Source organism: Rubellimicrobium mesophilum DSM 19309, from assembly GCF_000600335.2.
Taxonomy (GTDB): domain Bacteria; phylum Pseudomonadota; class Alphaproteobacteria; order Rhodobacterales; family Rhodobacteraceae; genus Rubellimicrobium; species Rubellimicrobium mesophilum.
In genome coordinates, this window is the sequence record NZ_KK088521.1 from 215,825 (window position 1) to 232,272 (window position 16,448).

The window sequence follows — 16,448 nt, forward strand, 5'->3', positions numbered from 1 at the left end:
ATCGCACATAGGCCGGCGCGAGGCCGGGACTGGCGGCGCTGACGTCGATGTCGTCCCCGCCGCAGTCCAGGCAGGGGCTCAATACGCCTGGATCATTCATGACGACGCACCCTTGAAATCCCGCTCGCTCGATGCGAGCGGACCTAGCAGGGCTGGCGGGCTCGCCCAGGGGATCCACGGACTTGGGCCCGCCTCCCCGGCAACCGCCCGCCGAGGTGCCCGCCGCCCGGCGCGTCCCTTGGGCGCGGGGAAAACCGCTTGACCTTTCCCCCCTGCGGGTCTTGAAGCGCCGGGATAAAATCGTGGCGGGGATCCTTCCATGGACGACCAGAACAAGAACCTCCTCCTGGCGACGGCGCTGAGCTTCGTCGTGATCCTGGTGTGGTTCTTCCTCTTCCCGCCCAAGGAGCAGGCTCCCTCGCCCGACCCGGCGACCGTGACGTCGCAGGAGGTGCCCGAGGCCGTCGCCGCGCCCGACGCGAACGAGGCGGGCGCCGTCGCCGCCGACGTGGCCGAGGAGAGCGCCCCGGCCGCCGCCGACGCGCCTCGCGTGGCCATCGACACGCCCTCGCTGACCGGCTCGCTCTCGCTGCATGGCGCGCGCCTCGACGACCTCGCCCTCAAAGGCTACCGCGTCACCCTCGACGGCGACGATCTCGTGAAGCTGCTGACGCCCGAGGGCTCGCCCTATCCCTACTACGTCGTCAACGGCTGGTCCGCCGACGGGGACCTCGCGCCCGAGGACGTGCCCGGCCCCGACACCGTCTGGACCCTCGCCGAAGGCGCGCCGCCGCCGGCCCCCGAGGCCGCGTCCGGGGACGAGGCGGCCGACACCGCCGCCCAGGCAGCCGACCTCGTCGCCACGCTGACCACCGACTCGCCCGTCACGCTCACCTGGGACAACGGCCGGGGCCTCGTCTTCACGCGGCGGATCAGCGTGGACGACAAGTACATGTTCACCGTGCAGGACACCGTCGCCAACTCCGGCGCGGCCCCTGCGACGCTCTCGCCCTATGCCTTCATCGCCCGTGACGGGCGCGAGCAGACGCGGTCGAACTACATCCTGCACGAGGGCGTCGTGCGGATGTCGGACGGCGAGCTCCAGGAGATCACCTACAAGAACCTCCCCGACCTCGACGAGGCCACCGACGGCTCGCACCAGGAGGCGATCGAGGTCGCGGATCGCGGCTGGATCGGGTTCACCGACAAGTACTGGATGACCACGCTCATCCCCCAGGCCGGAACCCCGTTCCGCTCGGTCGCCCGCTACCTGCCCGGCGGGGACGTGTTCCAGACCTTCGCCCGCGAGGCCCCCCGGACCGTCGCGCCCGGCCAGGAGGTGACGGTCGAGACCCGCGTGTTCGCCGGCGCCAAGGAGTGGGAGACCATCCGCGCCTACCAGAACAACGCCGGCGTGGACCGCTTCATCGATTCCATCGACTGGGGCATGTTCTGGTTCTTCACCAAGCCGATGTTCTGGCTGCTGCACAACCTGCACAAGGTCGTCGGCAACATGGGCTTCGCCATCATCGGGCTCACCCTCGTCATCAAGGCGCTGGTGCTGCCGCTGGCCTGGAAGTCCTTCAGCTCCATGGCCCGGATGCGCGAGCTCCAGCCCGAGATGGAGAAGCTCAAGGAGAAGGCCGGCGACGACCGCATGGCGCTCCAGCAGGGCATGATGAAGCTCTACCGGGACAACAAGGTGAACCCGGCCTCGGGCTGCCTGCCGGTGCTGATCCAGATCCCGATCTTCTTCTCGCTCTACAAGGTGATCTTCGTCACCATCGAGCTCTACCACGCGCCCTTCGTGGGCTGGGTCCGCGACCTCTCGGCGCCCGACCCGTCCTCGATCCTGAACCTCTTCGGCCTCCTGCCCTACGCCACGCCCGAGCCGGGCTCGATCTTCTACATCTTCTCCCTGGGCCTCCTGCCGATCCTGCTCGGCATCTCGATGTGGCTCCAGCAGAAGCTGAACCCCGCCCCCACGGACCCCTCGCAGAAGATGATCTTCGCCTGGATGCCCTGGGTGTTCATGTTCATGCTGGGCAGCTTCGCCTCCGGCCTCGTGCTCTACTGGATCGCGAACAACCTCATCACGTTCACCCAGCAGTACCTCATCATGCGGAGCCACGGGACCAAGCCCGACATCTTCGGCAACATCCGCTCGAGCCTGCGGCGGAGCACCCCGGCCGGGAAATGACCGCCACGCTCGCCCACATCCTGCGCCACCCGATCAAGGGGCATGGGCGCGAGGAGCTGGCCTCGGTCCGGCTCGTCCCGGGCGAGGCGCTGCCCTGGGACCGGACCTGGGCGGTGGCCCACCAGGCCTCGCATTTCGACCCGGAGTTCCCGGCCTGGGCGCCCTGCGGCAACTTCCAGCGCGGGGCGCGCACGCCGGCCGTGATGGTGATCGTCGCCCGCTGGGACGAGGAGGCGGGGCTGATGACGCTGGCCCACCCCGACCTGGGCGAGGTCAGCTTCGACCCTGAGGGCGACACCGCGCCGTTCCTGGACTGGGTGGCCCCGATCAGCCCCAGCGATGCGCGCTTCGCCCCCGCGCGCGTGGTCCGCGCGCCGGGCCGCGCCATGACCGACAGCGACTGGCCCTCGGTCTCCGTGCTGAACCTAGCCTCCCTCGCCGACCTGGGCCGGCAGCTGGGCGCGGACCTCTCCATCCACCGCTGGCGTGGCAACCTCTGGCTCGACGGGCTCGCGCCCTGGGAGGAGGAGGGCTGGGTCGGCAAGGAGCTTCGGATCGGTGAAGCGCTCCTGAAGGTCCGCGAGAGGATCGGCCGCTGCAAGGCGACCTCTGCCAACCCTGACACGGGCGAGATCGACGTGGACACGCTGCGCGCCCTGCGCGAGTCGCGCGACGGCCAGATCTTCGGCGTCTATGCCGAGGTGATCCAAGGCGGCGAGATCCGGCCGGCCGACCGGGTGGAGGTCCTGTGACCAAGCTCACCTTCCCCGAGGCCCCTGTCCCTGACGAGGCGTCCCTGGAACGCGGCCGCCTTCTCTTCGCGGGACAGGTCGACTTCCTCAAGGGCGTGGTCGCGATGTCCGGCCTGCCCCCGCCGACCGGGCCGAGGTCTGCTTCGCCGGCCGCTCCAACGTCGGCAAGTCGAGCCTCATCAACGCGCTGACGGGGCGCAAGGCACTGGCGCGCGCGTCCAACACGCCGGGGCGCACGCAGGAGGTCAACTACTTCACCCTGGGCGAGAGCCACTACCTCGTGGACCTCCCCGGCTACGGCTTCGCCGAGGCGCCCGTGGCGGTGGTCGCCAAGTGGCAGGCGCTCCTCAAGTCCTACCTCCAGGGCCGCCAGACGCTCCGCCGCGCCTTCGTGCTGATCGACGCGCGGCACGGCATCAAGGCCGTCGACGACGAGATCCTGAGCCTCCTCGACAAGTCCGCCGTGACCTTCCAGGCGGTGCTGACCAAGGCCGACAAGATCGGTCCGCGCGACCGCGGCAAGGTGCTGGAGCAGGTGCGCGGCGCCCTCCAGAAGCACCCCGCCGCCTATCCGGAGCTGGTCATGACCTCGTCCGAGACGGGCGAGGGCATCGCCACGCTCCGCGCCATCATCGCCGGCATCAGTTGAGGGACTCCATGGACACGCACGTCAGGCCAGCCAAGCGCGACTGGATCGCCACGGCCCGCACCCTCTCCGAGGCCCTGCCCTACCTCCAGCGCTACTCCGGCGCCGTCGTCGTCGTGAAGTTCGGCGGCAATGCCATGGGCGACGACGAGGCCATGGCCCAGTTCGCCCGCGACATGGTGCTGCTGCGGCAGGTCGGCATCCACCCGGTCGTGGTCCACGGCGGCGGGCCGATGATCAACGCCATGCTCGACAAGCTCGGCATCGAGTCGACCTTCGTCCGCGGCAAGCGCGTGACCGACAAGGCCACCGTCGAGGTGGTGGAGATGATCCTCTCCGGCCTCGTCAACAAGCGGATCGTGCAGGCGATCAACGACGCGGGCGGGCGCGCGGTGGGCCTCTCGGGCAAGGACGACGACCTCATGGTCTGCGTGGCCGACGACCCCGAGCTGGGCTTCGTCGGCCGCCCGGTGGAGATGAACGTGCAGGTGCTGCGCGACCTCTACAACGCCGGGATCATCCCGGTCGTGGCCCCCGTCGCCACCGGCATGGCCGAGAACGAGACCTTCAACGTCAACGGCGACACCGCCGCCGGCGCCATCGCGGGGGCGCTCCAGGCCGACCGCCTGCTGCTCCTCACCGACGTGGCGGGCGTGAAGGACGAGAGCGGCGAGGTCGTGACCAACCTTTCCGCCGACCGCCTGCGCGAGATGATCGCGACCGGCGTGGTCAAGGGCGGCATGATCCCCAAGACCGAGACCGCGCTCTCCGCCATCGAGGCCGGGGTCCGCGCCGTGGTGATCCTCGACGGCCGCCTGCCCAACGCCTCGCTGATCGAGCTCTTCACCGACCATGGGGCGGGCTCGATCATCCGGGGACCCGAGTCCGAGGCCCAGCGCAGGCGGCGATGAGCCTCCTCCCCGACCTCGAGGAGGGTGCCGCCCGCGAGGGCCTCCTCGTCGCGGGCGTGGCCCCGCTTCGCCCCGAGGACGGCGTGCCGGAGCGATTCCGCTGCGTCGCCCTCCTCGCCCCCGACGAGCCCGGGTTCTGGCCGATCTTCTCGGCCTCGCCGGAGATGTCGGACGGCGCCCCCGATCCGCTCGACCGCTGGTCGCGCCGGGTCATCGGCCGCGTCGCCTGCGCGCTCGGCACCAAGGCCGTGTTCCCCTTCGGCGGTCCGCCCTGGCGCCCCTTCACCGGCTGGGCCCGCCGCTCGGGCCGTGCCTGGCCCTCGCCCGTGGGGCTCCTCGTCCACGACACGGCGGGGCTCTGGATCTCCTATCGGGGCGGCGTGCTGCTGGAGGAGGAGGCGCCGTCCGCCCACTCCACGCGCCCTTGCGACGACTGCCCGAAGCCCTGCCTGAGCGCCTGCCCGGCGAACGCGCTCACCGCCGAGGCCTACGACGTGGCTGCCTGCCATGCCGTGCTAGATAGCCCCGGGGGGCGCGACTGCCTCCAGGGCGGCTGCCTGGTCCGGCGCGCCTGCCCGGTGGGGGCGGGGCGGCGGGACCCGGCGCAATCCGCCTTCCACATGAAGGCGTTCCACCCGGCATGACCCTGACCCTCCTCATCCGCCACGCCAAGAGCGAGCCCGGCAGCCCCGCCCAGGCCGACCACGAGCGCCCCTTGGCCAAGCGCGGCCGCCACGACGCCCCGCTGATAGGTCGGTGGATCGCCGGGCAGGGCCTCGTCCCCGGCGAGGTTCTCTGCTCGGACGCCGTGCGGACGCGCGAGACGCTGGACCTCATGCTCCCCGAATGGTCCGAGCCGCCCCGCCTGGCCTATCTGGCCGAGCTCTATCACGCGACGCCCGAGACGATGCTGCGGGCGCTCGAACAGGCCGAGGCGGAGCGCGTGGCCCTCGTGGGCCACAACCCCGGCATCGCCGCGCTCGCCGCCAACCTCGCCCGCGAGGCGCCGGTGCATCTCCGCTGGGCCGATTTTCCGACCTGCGCCGTGGCCGCCCTCCGCTTCGAGGCCGACTCGTGGTTCGCCATCGGCGAGGGACGCGGCAAGGTCCTGGCCTTCGCGACGCCCGCCGACCTGGGCTGACGCGCATGGACCTCCACCGCCGCCACCGCTGGGACCTGACGCCCAAGGAGGCCGTCGCCCTCCAGCAGGAGCTGCGCGCCGAGGTCGTGACCGACCGGCCGCTCGACCTCGCCGGGGTGCGGCTCGTGGCCGGCGTGGACGTGAGCGTGAAGGAGAACGTCTCGCAGGCGGCGGTCGTCGTCGCCACCTTCCCCGGCTTCGAGACCATTGAGGTCGCGCGGGCGGTCCGCCCCACGCCCTTTCCCTACGTCCCGGGCCTCCTGTCCTTCCGCGAGGGGCCGGTGCTGGAGGAGGCGTTCGGCAAGCTGACTGTCGAGCCCGACGTCTTCGTCTTCGATGGCAGCGGCTACGCCCATCCCCGCCGCATCGGCATCGCCTGCCACATGGGCCTCTGGCTCGGGCGCCCCACCATCGGCTGCTCCAAGACGCGCCTCACGGGGCGCCATGACGAGGTCCCGCCCGAGAAGGGCGCCTGGGCCCCGCTCCTCGACAAGGACGAGGTCGTGGGCGCCGCCCTCCGCACCCGCGCGAGCACCAGCCCAGTCTTCGTCTCGCCCGGCCACCTCATCGACCTCGCGAGCGCCATCGACATCGTGATGGCGTGTTCGCCCAAGTATCGGCTGCCGCAGCCGATCCGCCTCGCCCACAACGCGGCGGGGGCGTTCGAGCCGGGGCCGGACCTCTTTGGCCGCTCAACCGACCCGGACCGCCCGTAGGGCGGGCTTCAGCCCGCCATGGGATTCCGGCCATCGGTCAGCGTATCGTCGGCGGCGCGTGGCGGGCTGAAGCCCGCCCTACGATGAACGTGTTAGTCATGGCCCAGGATGCAGGCGCAACTTCCCCTACCCCGCCGGGCGGCGACCCAGGGACAGGGTCACCTTGGCACAGAGGGGTTAAGATACGGTTAAGAGCCGAGGGAAATCCCGCGAGGGCACTCCGCGCGGCCGGCGCCTCCCTCAGTGCCCCAGGATCTGGCTCAGGAACAGCTTGGTCCGCTCCGACTGCGGGTTGTTGAAGAACTCGCGGGGCGTGTTCTGCTCCACGATCTGACCCTGGTCCATGAAGATGACCCGGTTCGCCACCGCCTGCGCGAAGCCCATCTCGTGCGTCACGCAGAGCATGGTCATCCCCTCGCGCGCGAGCTCGATCATGGTGTCGAGCACCTCCTTGATCATCTCGGGGTCGAGCGCCGAGGTCGGCTCGTCGAAGAGCATGATCTTCGGCCTCATGCAGAGCGCGCGGGCGATGGCCACCCGCTGCTGCTGCCCGCCCGAGAGCTGGCCGGGATACTTGGCGGCCTGCTCGGGGATGCGAACCTTCTTGAGGAAGTGCATGGCCGTCTCCTCGGCCTCGCGCTTGGGCACCTTGCGGACCCAGATCGGCGCCAGCGTGCAGTTCTCCAGCACGGTCAGGTGCGGGAAGAGGTTGAAGTGCTGGAACACCATCCCGACCTCGGACCGGACCTTGTCGACGTTGCGCAGGTTCGAGGTCAGCTCCGTCCCGTCCACGACGATCTGGCCCTGCTGGTGCTCCTCCAGGCGGTTGATGCAGCGGATCAGGGTGGACTTGCCCGACCCGGACGGCCCGCAGATCACGATCCGCTCGCCCCGGTAGACGGTCAGGTCGATGTCCCGCAGGACGTGGAAGGACCCGTACCACTTGTTCATCTTGGTGATCTGCACCGCCACCTCCTCCGTGACGGGCGGCGGGGCGGCGAGAGCGGCGTCGGTCATGGAAGGCTCCTAGCGGTGGCCACGTTCGAGCCGGCGTTCGAGCCAGATCGAGTAGCGGGACATGGAAAAGCAGAAGACCCAGAAGGTGAGCCCGATGAAGACGTAGAGCTCCCAGTAGATGCCACCCCAGGCGGTCGTCGCGCGGATCGAGGAGGCCATGCGGATCGGGTCGAACATGGCGATGATCGAGACCAGCGTCGTGTCCTTGAAGAGGCCGATGAAGCTGTTGACGATCCCCGGGATCGAGATCTTGAGCGCCTGCGGCAGCACGATGAGTTGCATCGCCTGCCAGTAGGTCAGCCCCAGCGCGTCCCCGGCCTCGTACTGCCCCCGGGGCAGCGCGGCGAGGCCGCCGCGGATCACCTCGGCGATGTAGGCGGCGGCGAAGAGCGTCACCATGATGATGACGCGCAGCATCAGGTCGAAGTTGGTGCCCCTGGGCAGGAAGTAGTTGAGGATGAGCTGCGCCACGAAGAGCCAGACGATCAGCGGCACGCCCCGGATGACCTCGATGTAGAACACCGAGGCCTTGGAGATGATGAGCATGTCCGATCGCCGCCCGAGGGCGAGGAGGACGCCCAGCGGCAGCGACAGGCTGATGCCCGAGAGGCCGATGATGATCGACAGCGTGAAGCCCCCGAAGTCCTTGGAGGCGACCGCCGGCAGCGCGAGCGGCGCGACCCCGGCCAGCGCCCGCGCGAGGGGCCCTGCCACGAAGCTCCAGTAGAGGACCGGCAGGAGGATCCCGGCCAGCAGCGCGAGGATCGGGTACCGCGCGCGGGACAGCGCCAGGAAGGCGGCCACGCCCAGCGCGAAGCCCAGCGCCGCCGCGACCGGCCCCCAGATCGTCCCGCCCCAGAGGAGCCAGAAGATGAGGAACGGCGCCGCCGGGGTGAGCCATAGCAGGCGGCGCGGGAGCCGCGCGAACAGGATCGGCGACACCGCCAGCAGGAACACCACCAGCGCCAGCGGCGGCCGCCAGATCTGCGAGGCCGGATAGAAGCCGAAGACGAGCTGCCGCCAGCGGTCCGTGAGCACCGCCCAGCAGGCCGCCGAGGTCCCCTCCGGATAGAGCTGGTCGCGGATCGCCCGGCACTCGTTCAGGCTGCTCGCGCGCCAGACGCCCCTCCAGGCCCAGGGGACGACGTCGCGCAGCGCCACCCACAGGAGCCAGATCGCCAGCACCGTGAGGATGATGTTGAGCGGCCCCGAGAATAGGTTCTGGCGCAGCCAGCGGATCGCGCCGGTCTCGCGCCGGGGCGGCGGCACCGGGGGCAGCATCGTGTCGCGGACCTGCGCGACCGTCTGGGCGTGGAGCTCGGACATCAGCGCTCCTTCAGCGAGATGCGGCGGTTGTAGATGTTGAGCACCAGGGAGATGACGAGGCTCACCACGAGGTAGAACAGCGCGAGGAGCAGGATGCTCTCCAGCTCGCGCCCGGTCTGGTTCATGGTCACGCCGCCCAGCGTCGCCTTCACGTCCGGGTAGCCCACCGCCACGGCGAGCGAGGAGTTCTTGATGAGGTTGAGGTATTGCGAGATCAGCGGCGGCACGATCACCCGCAGCGCCTGGGGCAGGATCACGAGCCGCGTCGTCCGCCCCGGCCGCAGCCCCAGCGCGAAGGCCGCCTCGGTCTGCCCCTTGGACACGGCGAGGATGCCCGCCCGCACGATCTCGGCGATGAAGGCGCCGGTGTAGAGCGTCAGCGCCACCCAGAGCGCCACCAGCGAGTTGAGGACGTTGATCCCGCCCTGGAACCGCGCGATCCCCGTCGGGCGCACCGTCGGCACCTCGACGGACACCGGCGCGCCCAGCAGGACGAAGGCCACCGTCACCGGCAGCACCAGGATCGCGACCATGACCCAGAGCGACGGCAGGGGCTGCCCCGTCGCCGCCTGCCTCCGGCGCGCATAGCCCTGCCAGAGGAGCGCGGCCAGGATCGACAGGAGGAGCATGATCGCCAGCGTCCCCGCCCCCTCGCCCCAGACGAGGCTCGGGAAGTAGGTGCCCCGGTTGGTGAAGGCGACCAGGCCGAACAGCTTGGACGCCTCCGGCTCGTCGCCGCGGAAGGCGGCGGGCGCCGGGGTGGATTCGCTCAGGACGGCATAGACCAGGATGATCCAGAGGAGCAGAGGGACGTTCCGGAAGGTCTCGACGTAGACGGTCATGAGCCGCCCGACGAGCCAGTTCTTCGACAGCCGCAGCACGCCGGCGAGGATGCCGACGATCGTGGCCGTGACGATCCCCAGCCCCGCCACGAGCAGCGTGTTGACGATCCCCACCATCGCCGCGCGGAGGTGGGTGTCGTTGTTGGTGTAGGGAATCAGCGTCTGGGCGATGTCGTAGCCCGCCCGCCGGTTCAGGAAGCCGAAGTCGAAGTCCTTGCCGAGGTCGTGCAGGTTCACGACCAGGTTGCGGATCAGGTAGGCGATCAGCGCCGCCAGCAGGAACAGGGCGATCACCTGGATCGTCAGGCTGCGGTAGCGCGTGTCGTAGAGAAGCTGGCTGAGCCTGAAGGCCTGTCGCGGCGGTCCGGCCTGTGCGATGGTCATGCGCGGCGTCCCCTTCCCTGGTCCCCTCGGATGCGACGAGGGCGCCCCTTGCGGGACGCCCCCTCTGCGATCACCGGAACGGCGGGGCGTACATCAGGCCGCCCTGGGTCCACTGGGCGTTGAGCCCGCGCTCGATGCCGAGGGGCGTGTTCGGCCCCAGGTGGCGGTCGAAGACCTCGCCGTAGTTGCCGACGGCCTTGATGACGTTCACAGCCCATTGCGGGCTGATGTCGGCACCCATCATGGGCCCGAGCTCGTCCTCGGTGCCGAGGAGACGGTTGATCTCCGGGTTGTCGCCCGCCGCCGCCGCCATCTCCTCGACGTTGGCCTGGGTGATGCCCAGTTCCTCGGCGGCGACGAGGGCGTAGAAGGTCCAGCGGACGAGGTCGGCCCACTGGTTGTCGCCATGGCGCACGGCCGGGCCCAGCGGCTCCTTGGAGATGATCTCGGGCAGGATGATGTGGTCGTCCGGCGTCTCGAAGGTCGAGCGCGCCGCCGCGAGGCCCGAGGCGTCGGTCGTGTAGGTGTCGCAGGCCCCCGCGAGGTACTGCTGCCGTCCCTCGGCGTCGTTCTGGATCGGGACGGGCTCGTAGGTGATGTTGTTGACGCGGAAGAAGTCCGCGAGGTTCAGCTCGGTGGTGGTGCCGGTCTGGATGCAGACCGTGGCGCCGTCGAGGTCCTTGGCCGAGGCCACGCCCAGCGCCTTGGGCACGAGGAAGCCCTGGCCGTCGTAGTAGTTGACCGCGACGAAATCGAGCTTGAGGTCGGTATCGCGCGAGAAGGTCCAGGTCGAGTTCCGGGCCAGCATGTCGACCTCGCCGGCGGCGAGCGCGGTGAAGCGGGTCTCGCCCGAGAGCGGGGTGAAGGTCACCTTCTCCGGGTCGCCGAAGATGGTGGCGGCGACGGCGCGGCAGAGGTCCACGTCGAAGCCTTCCCAGCGGCCGCTCGCGTCGGGCGCGGCAAACCCCGTGAGGCCCGGGTTGACGCCGCAGTTCAGCGTGCCGCGCGACCTGACGTCGTCGAGCGTCGCCGCCCTGCGCGGCCCCGGCGAGGCCAAGCACCGCCAGCGCCCCCAAGGACATGATCTTCTTCATGGGTCTCCCTTCCCGTTGTGCCGCGCCGCGTCGTTCCGGCGCGTTCCTGTCAGCCACGCGCCCCGGCGCACCGGGACGGAGGTGAGGTTGTTTCCTCAACTCCCCCAACTGTCGGCTGATTCCCCTTCGGGTCAAGCGTTCCCTGACGAAACGGCCCATCTCGGCGCCACGGAAGCGCCCGCCGCGCCGCTTCCGTCAGGGCCGTGGGCGGCGCGGGGTCAGTTGCGCGTGGAATCGCGCCGCGTCGAGGAGGGCCGCCCGGCGCCGCGCCGCCGCCTCGGCCGCCTCCTCGTCCTCGCCCCATTCCTCGATCTGGAAGTCCTCGTCGAGGCGCGACAGCCGCCAGGCCTCCTCGGCCGAGAGCCGCCCGAGCGCCACCGCGAGCCCCAGCACCAGCGACCCCGACAGCGTCACGAGGTCGTGGAAGGCCGCGAGCTCGAAGGCGTCCATCGCCTCCAGCGGCTCCCTCAGGCGCTCGAGGTCCCCCGGCGCCTGCGCGACCGGCATCACCCCGCACCCCACGGCGAGGTCCGCCCCCAGCGCCTCGGCACTCCAGGCGAGGAGCGGGTCCCAGCCCGCCTGCTGGCGCGCGATCAGCTTGTCCGGCCCCTCGGCGCGGTAGCAGAGCAGGTCCGAGGCCCCGTAGGAGGCCAGCATCTCCACCACCTCGTCCCGCTGGGCGCGCACTTTGTCGATGGCGGCGTTGGCGAGCCGCGTGGCCGGCATGGTGTTGGGGTCCAGCACCTCGCCCTGCCCGGCCCATTCCTGCGCCACCTCCTCGGCGAAGGGTCGCGTCGGCACCCTCAGTTGCGCCTTGAGCGGCGTCCGCACCGGCCGCCCGTCGAGCGTCACGGCGAAGTCCTCGCCTTCGGGCACGACGGCGACCTCGGTCCAGAACCGCTTGGGGGTCCAGCCGCTCATTCGCGGTTCTCGAAGGGGTCGAGCGGCGCGTCCTTCTCGTTCCAGCCCAGGTAGTCCCAGGTGGCCTTCATGTGGGGGGGCAGCGGCGCGGTCAGGGTCAGCATGGCCTTGGTGATCGGGTGCTCGACGATCAGGGTCCGGGCGTGGAGATGCAGCTTCCGCGACAGGTCGCCGCCAACCCCGGCGCCCCAGCCATCACCGAGATTTTCCTGCGCGCTGCCGCCATACTTCCCGTCGCCCAGGATCGGGTGCCCGATCTCGGCCATGTGGGCGCGAAGCTGGTGCGTCCGGCCCGTCACCAGTTGCATGGCGACCCAGGACAGCCGCCCGCCGGCGTTCTCGATGGTGGCGAACTCGGTGACCGCGCGTTTGGCACCCGGCGTCGCCTCGACCTCGCGCGGATGGACGGCGCGCATCTTCTCGTTCCCGCGCCCGCCTTCCTTGACGAGGCCGAAGCGGATCGTCCCGGCGCGGGGCGTGGGCACCCCGGCCACCGCCGCCCAGTAGATCTTGCGGACGTTGCGGTGCCGCAGCGCCTCGGAGAGCCCCCGCGCCACGCGGTCGGTGCGCGCCAGCAGCAGCACCCCCGACGTGTCCTGGTCCAGCCGGTGCACGAGCTTCGGCCGTTCCTTGTAGCCGAACATGAGCGCCGGGGTCAGGCCGTCCACGTGCCGGTCCCCCTGCCCCGAGCCGCCCTGCGAGGCGAGCCCCGGGGGCTTGTTGAGCACGATGATGTGCTCGTCCTTCCACATCACCGCCGCCTGGATCATCGCCTCGTCCGAGCGCGCGAGGCGCGAGGGCGGCGGTGCGGGCTGCTGGACGTCGGGGAGCGGCGGGACACGCACGGTCTGCCCCTCGGCCACCCGCGTCGCCGAGGTCACGCGCCCGCCGTCCACCCGCAGCTCGCCCTTGCGGCACATCTTCTCGATGGCCCCCTGGGTGAGGTTCGGGAACTGCTTCCTCAGCCAGCGGTCGAGCCGCTGGTCCCCCTCGTCCGCGCCAACCGTCAGCATCCGCACGCCGCTCATGCGAGCCTCCCGATCCAGAGCCCCAGCCCGCAGGCGAGGAGCGACAGCCCGACCGAACCGCCCACGTAGAGCATCGCCGTCCCGACCCGCCCGGCCGAGATCAGCCCCAGCGTGTCGAGCGAGAAGGCCGAGAAGGTGGTGAACCCGCCCAGCACGCCCGTGATGATCAGAGGCGCCAGCGGATGCGGCCCCCTCTCCGACAGCAGCAGCGGCACGGCCAGGGTGCCGATGGCGAAGGAGCCGAAGACGTTGATGGCCATGACGCCCCAAGGGGCGGGCCAGAGCAGGCTGGCCAGGTAGCGCAGCGAGGCGCCCAGTGCGCCGCCCAGGGCTACGAGGGGAAGGACATAGGTCATGCGGGGCTTCTTGGGGTGCGCGCCGCCGGTGTCAACGGGCCAGCGCCCGCCGAACCGCCCGGGAAGGCGATTTCGGCGCCCCTACCCCTTCTGCCGCTTGGCCCGGAGCCCCGCGAAGAAGTCCACCCGCTTCCTCAGGTCCCGCTCGAAGCCCCGGTCCACCGGCACGTAGTAGACGCCCCGTTTCATCCCCTCCGGGAAATACTCCTGCCCCGAGAAGGCGTCCTCGGCGTCGTGGTCGTACTGGTAGCCCGTGCCGAACCCCTGCTCCTTCATCAGCCGCGTCGGCGCGTTCAGGATGTGCATGGGCGGCGCGAGCGACCCCGTCCTGCGCGCCGCCTCCCGCGCCGCCTTGTAGGCCGCGTAGCCCGCGTTCGACTTGGGCGCGAGCGCGAGGTAGATCACCGCCTGCGCCAGCGCGAGCTCCCCCTCGGGGCTGCCGAGACGCTCGTAGGTCTCCCAGGCATCAAGGGAGACACGATGCGCCTGCGGGTCGGCGAGGCCGATGTCCTCCACCGCCATCCGGGTGATGCGGCGCGCCAGGAAGCGCGGGTCCTCGCCCCCCTCCAGCATCCGTGCGAACCAGTAGAGCGCCGCGTCCGGGTCCGAGCCCCGCACCGACTTGTGCAGCGCCGAGATCAGGTTGTAGTGCCCGTCCCCGCTCTTGTCGTAGTTGGCCGCCCGCCGCCGCAGCCTCGCACCCAGCCCCTTGGCATCCAGCGGCGCCTTCAGGTTCCACGACACGACCTGCTCGATGAGGTTCAAGAGCGCCCGCCCGTCGCCGTCCGCCATCTCCAGCAGCGCCTCGCGCGCGGGCCCGTCGAGCGGCAGCCGCCGTCCCAGCTCCTTCTCCGCCCGCTGCGCCAGCATCTCCAGATCGGCCAGCGTGAGCCGGTGCAGCGTCAGCACCTGCGCGCGGGACAGGACGGCCGCGTTCAGCTCGAAGCTCGGGTTCTCGGTCGTCGCCCCCACGAGGACGATGGTCCCGTCCTCCATGTGCGGGAGGAAACCGTCCTGCTGCGCCTTGTTGAAGCGGTGGATCTCGTCGACGAACAGCAGCGTCCCCCGCCCCTGCCGTCGGCGCAGCTTGGCCGCCTCGAAGACCTTCCGAAGATCCTGCACCCCCGTGAAGATCGCGCTGATCTGCTCGAAGTGCAGCTTCGTCTCGTCCGCGAGAAGCCGCGCGATGGTCGTCTTGCCTACCCCCGGCGGCCCCCAGAGGATCATGGAGGACAGCGCGCCCGAGGCCAGCATCGCCCCGATGGGCCCGTCCGGCCCGAGCAGATGGTCCTGCCCGATGACCTCGGAGAGCCGGCGCGGCCGCAGCCGGTCGGCGAGCGGCCGGGGGGTGCCCGGCGTTGGGCCGTCGTCCTGCGGTTGGAGGTCGAAGAGGTCAGCCATGCCCGGAACCTATCCGCTCGGCCACGGCCGCAACAGGCCCGGGCACATGAAAAAGGCCCCGTCCACGCGGGACGGGGCCTCGATCCGTCGGACCTCGGCCGGGCTCACTCGGCGTCGGCCAGCTCCTCCTGGGCGGCGAGGTAGGCGCGGTCGGCGGCGCCCTTCGCGTCGCGGTCGCGGTCCACGAGCTCGATGATCGCCATGGGCGCCATGTCGCCGTAGCGGAAGCCCGCCTTCAGCACGCGGCAGTAGCCGCCCTGGCGCTCCTGGTAGCGGGGCCCGAGCGTCGCGAAGAGCTTCTGGACGTGGATGTCCTGCTTGAGCTGCGCCGCCGCCTGACGACGCGCGTGCAGGTCGCCGCGCTTGCCGAGGGTGATGAGCTTGTCGATGATCCGCTTCAGCTCCTTGGCCTTGGGGAGCGTCGTCTTGATCTGCTCGTGCTCGATCAGCGAGCCGGCCATGTTGGCCCAGAGGGCCTTGCGGTGCTCGTGGGTGCGGTTGAGGCGGCGATAGCCACTGCCGTGGTTCATGATGGTTCTCCGTTTGCTATGCTTTGTCCGGCGGCGCTCACGTCTCGCCGCTCACCTTGTTGGGGCGGGATGCCCAAGGGCGACGGAGTTGGCCGCCGCCCCTTGCCCTCGGACCCGGCGTTGCCCGGCCCGAAATGTCAGAACTGGTCCTCGAACTTCTTGGCCAGGTCCTCGATGTTGTCCGGCGGCCAGTCCTCGACTTCCATGCCGAGGTGCAGACCCATGCCGGACAGCACTTCCTTGATCTCGTTGAGCGACTTCCGCCCGAAGTTGGGCGTCCGCAGCATCTCGGCCTCGGTCTTCTGGATGAGGTCGCCGATGTAGACGATGTTGTCGTTCTTGAGGCAGTTGGCCGAACGGACCGACAGCTCCAGCTCGTCCACCTTCTTGAGGAGGAGCGGGTTGAACTCCAGCCCCGCCTCCAGCGCCGAGGCCGTCGCCGACTCGGGCTCCTCGAAGTTGAGGAAGATGGAGAGCTGGTCCTGCAGGATGCGCGCGGCGTAGGCCACGGCGTCGTCCGGCGTCAGCGAGCCGTCCGTCTCGATCTTCATGGTCAGCTTGTCGTAGTCGAGCACCTGTCCCTCGCGGGTGGGCTGGACGTCGTAGCTGACCTTCTTGACCGGCGAGTAGATGGCGTCGATCGGGATCAGGCCGATGGGCGCATCCTCGGGCTTGTTCTTGTCGGCCGAGACGTAGCCCTTCCCGGTGTTGACGGTCAGCTCCATGTAGAGCGACGCGCCCTCGTCGAGGTGGCAGATCACGTGGTCCTTGTTCAGGACCTCGATGCCGGCCGATTCCGAGATGTCGCCCGCCGTCACCGCGCCCGGGCCCTTGGCCTGGACGGTCAGCCGCTTGGGCCCGTCCACGTCCATCTTGAGCGCCACGCCCTTGAGGTTCAGCACGATGTCGGTCACATCCTCGCGCACGCCCGCGACCGAGGAGAACTCGTGCAGGACGTTGTCGATCTGGACCGAGGTGATCGCCCCGCCTTGCAGTGAGCTCAGCAGCACACGGCGCAGCGCGTTGCCGAGCGTGAGGCCGAAGCCCCGCTCCAGCGGCTCGGCGACGAGGGTCGCCTGGCGCTGCGGATCGTTGCCGGGCCGGACCTCAAGCTGCTGCGGCTTGATGAGCTCGGACCAGTTCTTGTGGATCATGCGTCCCTCCATTCTCGCGGTGCCCTTCA

At 70.3% G+C, this 16,448-nt stretch carries 15 protein-coding genes and 2 pseudogenes; 7 read left to right on the forward strand and 10 right to left on the reverse strand.

The annotated features are described in order from the left end of the window. Window positions 1-319 precede the first annotated feature (319 nt). From yidC to nfi, 7 genes and pseudogenes are all read left to right on the forward strand, one after another. The gene (yidC, locus tag RUMESO_RS01070) at window positions 320-2,200 is read left to right on the forward strand and encodes a membrane protein insertase YidC (protein ID WP_037277328.1); all 1,881 of its coding nucleotides are present in this window, start codon (window positions 320-322) and stop codon (window positions 2,198-2,200) included. Further along, window positions 2,197-2,952, forward strand: coding sequence for an MOSC domain-containing protein (locus RUMESO_RS01075; RefSeq protein WP_037277330.1), 756 nt, complete (start codon window positions 2,197-2,199; stop codon window positions 2,950-2,952). The genes yidC and RUMESO_RS01075 overlap by 4 nt, the downstream gene beginning before the upstream one ends. Beyond that, window positions 2,949-3,601 (forward strand): annotated as a pseudogene (gene yihA / locus RUMESO_RS01080) (ribosome biogenesis GTP-binding protein YihA/YsxC). The gene RUMESO_RS01075 and the pseudogene yihA overlap by 4 nt, the downstream one beginning before the upstream one ends. An 8-nt stretch (window positions 3,602-3,609) precedes the next feature. After that, complete coding sequence (argB, locus tag RUMESO_RS01085; RefSeq protein WP_037277332.1) at window positions 3,610-4,509, forward strand: acetylglutamate kinase; 900 nt, start codon at window positions 3,610-3,612, stop codon at window positions 4,507-4,509. Further along, window positions 4,506-5,153: a hypothetical protein gene (locus tag RUMESO_RS01090; protein WP_037277334.1), complete on the forward strand. Its 648-nt coding sequence runs from the start codon at window positions 4,506-4,508 to the stop codon at window positions 5,151-5,153. The genes argB and RUMESO_RS01090 overlap by 4 nt, the downstream gene beginning before the upstream one ends. Continuing rightward, window positions 5,150-5,650 (forward strand): SixA phosphatase family protein, encoded by a 501-nt coding sequence (locus tag RUMESO_RS01095; RefSeq protein ID WP_037277337.1) that lies wholly within the window; start codon window positions 5,150-5,152, stop codon window positions 5,648-5,650. Before RUMESO_RS01090 ends, RUMESO_RS01095 begins: the two co-directional genes overlap by 4 nt. Before the next feature lie 5 nt (window positions 5,651-5,655). Beyond that, complete coding sequence (nfi, locus tag RUMESO_RS01100) at window positions 5,656-6,366, forward strand: deoxyribonuclease V (protein WP_051520888.1); 711 nt, start codon at window positions 5,656-5,658, stop codon at window positions 6,364-6,366. A 240-nt stretch (window positions 6,367-6,606) separates the two neighbouring features. On the opposite strand, the gene RUMESO_RS01105 is transcribed toward nfi, so the two are convergent. From RUMESO_RS01105 to RUMESO_RS01150, 10 genes and pseudogenes are all read right to left on the reverse strand, one after another. Continuing rightward, the gene (locus tag RUMESO_RS01105) at window positions 6,607-7,383 is read right to left on the reverse strand and encodes an amino acid ABC transporter ATP-binding protein (protein WP_037277339.1); all 777 of its coding nucleotides are present in this window, start codon (window positions 7,381-7,383) and stop codon (window positions 6,607-6,609) included. A gap of 9 nt (window positions 7,384-7,392) precedes the next feature. After that, window positions 7,393-8,709, reverse strand: coding sequence for an amino acid ABC transporter permease (locus tag RUMESO_RS01110; protein ID WP_037277341.1), 1,317 nt, complete (start codon window positions 8,707-8,709; stop codon window positions 7,393-7,395). Beyond that, the gene (locus RUMESO_RS01115) at window positions 8,709-9,935 is read right to left on the reverse strand and encodes an amino acid ABC transporter permease (protein WP_037277342.1); all 1,227 of its coding nucleotides are present in this window, start codon (window positions 9,933-9,935) and stop codon (window positions 8,709-8,711) included. Before RUMESO_RS01115 ends, RUMESO_RS01110 begins: the two co-directional genes overlap by 1 nt. A 70-nt stretch (window positions 9,936-10,005) precedes the next feature. After that, window positions 10,006-11,029 (reverse strand): annotated as a pseudogene (locus RUMESO_RS01120) (amino acid ABC transporter substrate-binding protein). 195 nt (window positions 11,030-11,224) lie between these two features. Beyond that, window positions 11,225-11,950, reverse strand: coding sequence for an ATP12 family chaperone protein (locus RUMESO_RS01125; protein WP_037277343.1), 726 nt, complete (start codon window positions 11,948-11,950; stop codon window positions 11,225-11,227). Next, the gene (locus tag RUMESO_RS01130) at window positions 11,947-12,978 is read right to left on the reverse strand and encodes an RluA family pseudouridine synthase (protein WP_037277344.1); all 1,032 of its coding nucleotides are present in this window, start codon (window positions 12,976-12,978) and stop codon (window positions 11,947-11,949) included. The genes RUMESO_RS01125 and RUMESO_RS01130 overlap by 4 nt, the downstream gene beginning before the upstream one ends. After that, window positions 12,975-13,334 carry a fluoride efflux transporter FluC gene (locus RUMESO_RS01135; protein WP_037277345.1) on the reverse strand — a complete coding sequence of 120 codons (360 nt, stop codon included), beginning with the start codon at window positions 13,332-13,334 and terminating at the stop codon, window positions 12,975-12,977. Before RUMESO_RS01135 ends, RUMESO_RS01130 begins: the two co-directional genes overlap by 4 nt. An 81-nt stretch (window positions 13,335-13,415) precedes the next feature. Continuing rightward, window positions 13,416-14,735 carry a replication-associated recombination protein A gene (locus RUMESO_RS01140; RefSeq protein ID WP_037277347.1) on the reverse strand — a complete coding sequence of 440 codons (1,320 nt, stop codon included), beginning with the start codon at window positions 14,733-14,735 and terminating at the stop codon, window positions 13,416-13,418. A gap of 104 nt (window positions 14,736-14,839) precedes the next feature. Next, a complete protein-coding gene (gene rplQ / locus RUMESO_RS01145; protein WP_037277348.1) occupies window positions 14,840-15,265 on the reverse strand; it encodes a 50S ribosomal protein L17 in 426 nt (141 codons plus the stop codon). Between the two features lie 137 nt (window positions 15,266-15,402). Further along, window positions 15,403-16,419 carry a DNA-directed RNA polymerase subunit alpha gene (locus RUMESO_RS01150; RefSeq protein WP_037277349.1) on the reverse strand — a complete coding sequence of 339 codons (1,017 nt, stop codon included), beginning with the start codon at window positions 16,417-16,419 and terminating at the stop codon, window positions 15,403-15,405. Between the last annotated feature and the right edge of the window lie 29 nt (window positions 16,420-16,448).

Bases quoted from the DNA above. Each gene is read 5' to 3' on its own strand.
- yidC (WP_037277328.1), top strand. From the start codon at position 320: ATGGACGACCAGAACAAGAACCTCCTCCTGGCGACGGCGCTGAGCTTC.
- RUMESO_RS01135 (WP_037277345.1), bottom strand. From the start codon at position 13,334: ATGACCTATGTCCTTCCCCTCGTAGCCCTGGGCGGCGCACTGGGCGCC.
- RUMESO_RS01110 (WP_037277341.1), bottom strand. From the start codon at position 8,709: ATGTCCGAGCTCCACGCCCAGACGGTCGCGCAGGTCCGCGACACGATG.
- RUMESO_RS01140 (WP_037277347.1), bottom strand. From the start codon at position 14,735: ATGGCTGACCTCTTCGACCTCCAACCGCAGGACGACGGCCCAACGCCG.
- argB (WP_037277332.1), top strand. From the start codon at position 3,610: ATGGACACGCACGTCAGGCCAGCCAAGCGCGACTGGATCGCCACGGCC.
- RUMESO_RS01150 (WP_037277349.1), bottom strand. From the start codon at position 16,419: ATGATCCACAAGAACTGGTCCGAGCTCATCAAGCCGCAGCAGCTTGAG.
- RUMESO_RS01090 (WP_037277334.1), top strand. From the start codon at position 4,506: ATGAGCCTCCTCCCCGACCTCGAGGAGGGTGCCGCCCGCGAGGGCCTC.
- RUMESO_RS01095 (WP_037277337.1), top strand. From the start codon at position 5,150: ATGACCCTGACCCTCCTCATCCGCCACGCCAAGAGCGAGCCCGGCAGC.
- RUMESO_RS01115 (WP_037277342.1), bottom strand. From the start codon at position 9,935: ATGACCATCGCACAGGCCGGACCGCCGCGACAGGCCTTCAGGCTCAGC.
- rplQ (WP_037277348.1), bottom strand. From the start codon at position 15,265: ATGAACCACGGCAGTGGCTATCGCCGCCTCAACCGCACCCACGAGCAC.
- nfi (WP_051520888.1), top strand. From the start codon at position 5,656: ATGGACCTCCACCGCCGCCACCGCTGGGACCTGACGCCCAAGGAGGCC.
- RUMESO_RS01075 (WP_037277330.1), top strand. From the start codon at position 2,197: ATGACCGCCACGCTCGCCCACATCCTGCGCCACCCGATCAAGGGGCAT.
- RUMESO_RS01125 (WP_037277343.1), bottom strand. From the start codon at position 11,950: ATGAGCGGCTGGACCCCCAAGCGGTTCTGGACCGAGGTCGCCGTCGTG.
- RUMESO_RS01105 (WP_037277339.1), bottom strand. From the start codon at position 7,383: ATGACCGACGCCGCTCTCGCCGCCCCGCCGCCCGTCACGGAGGAGGTG.
- RUMESO_RS01130 (WP_037277344.1), bottom strand. From the start codon at position 12,978: ATGAGCGGCGTGCGGATGCTGACGGTTGGCGCGGACGAGGGGGACCAG.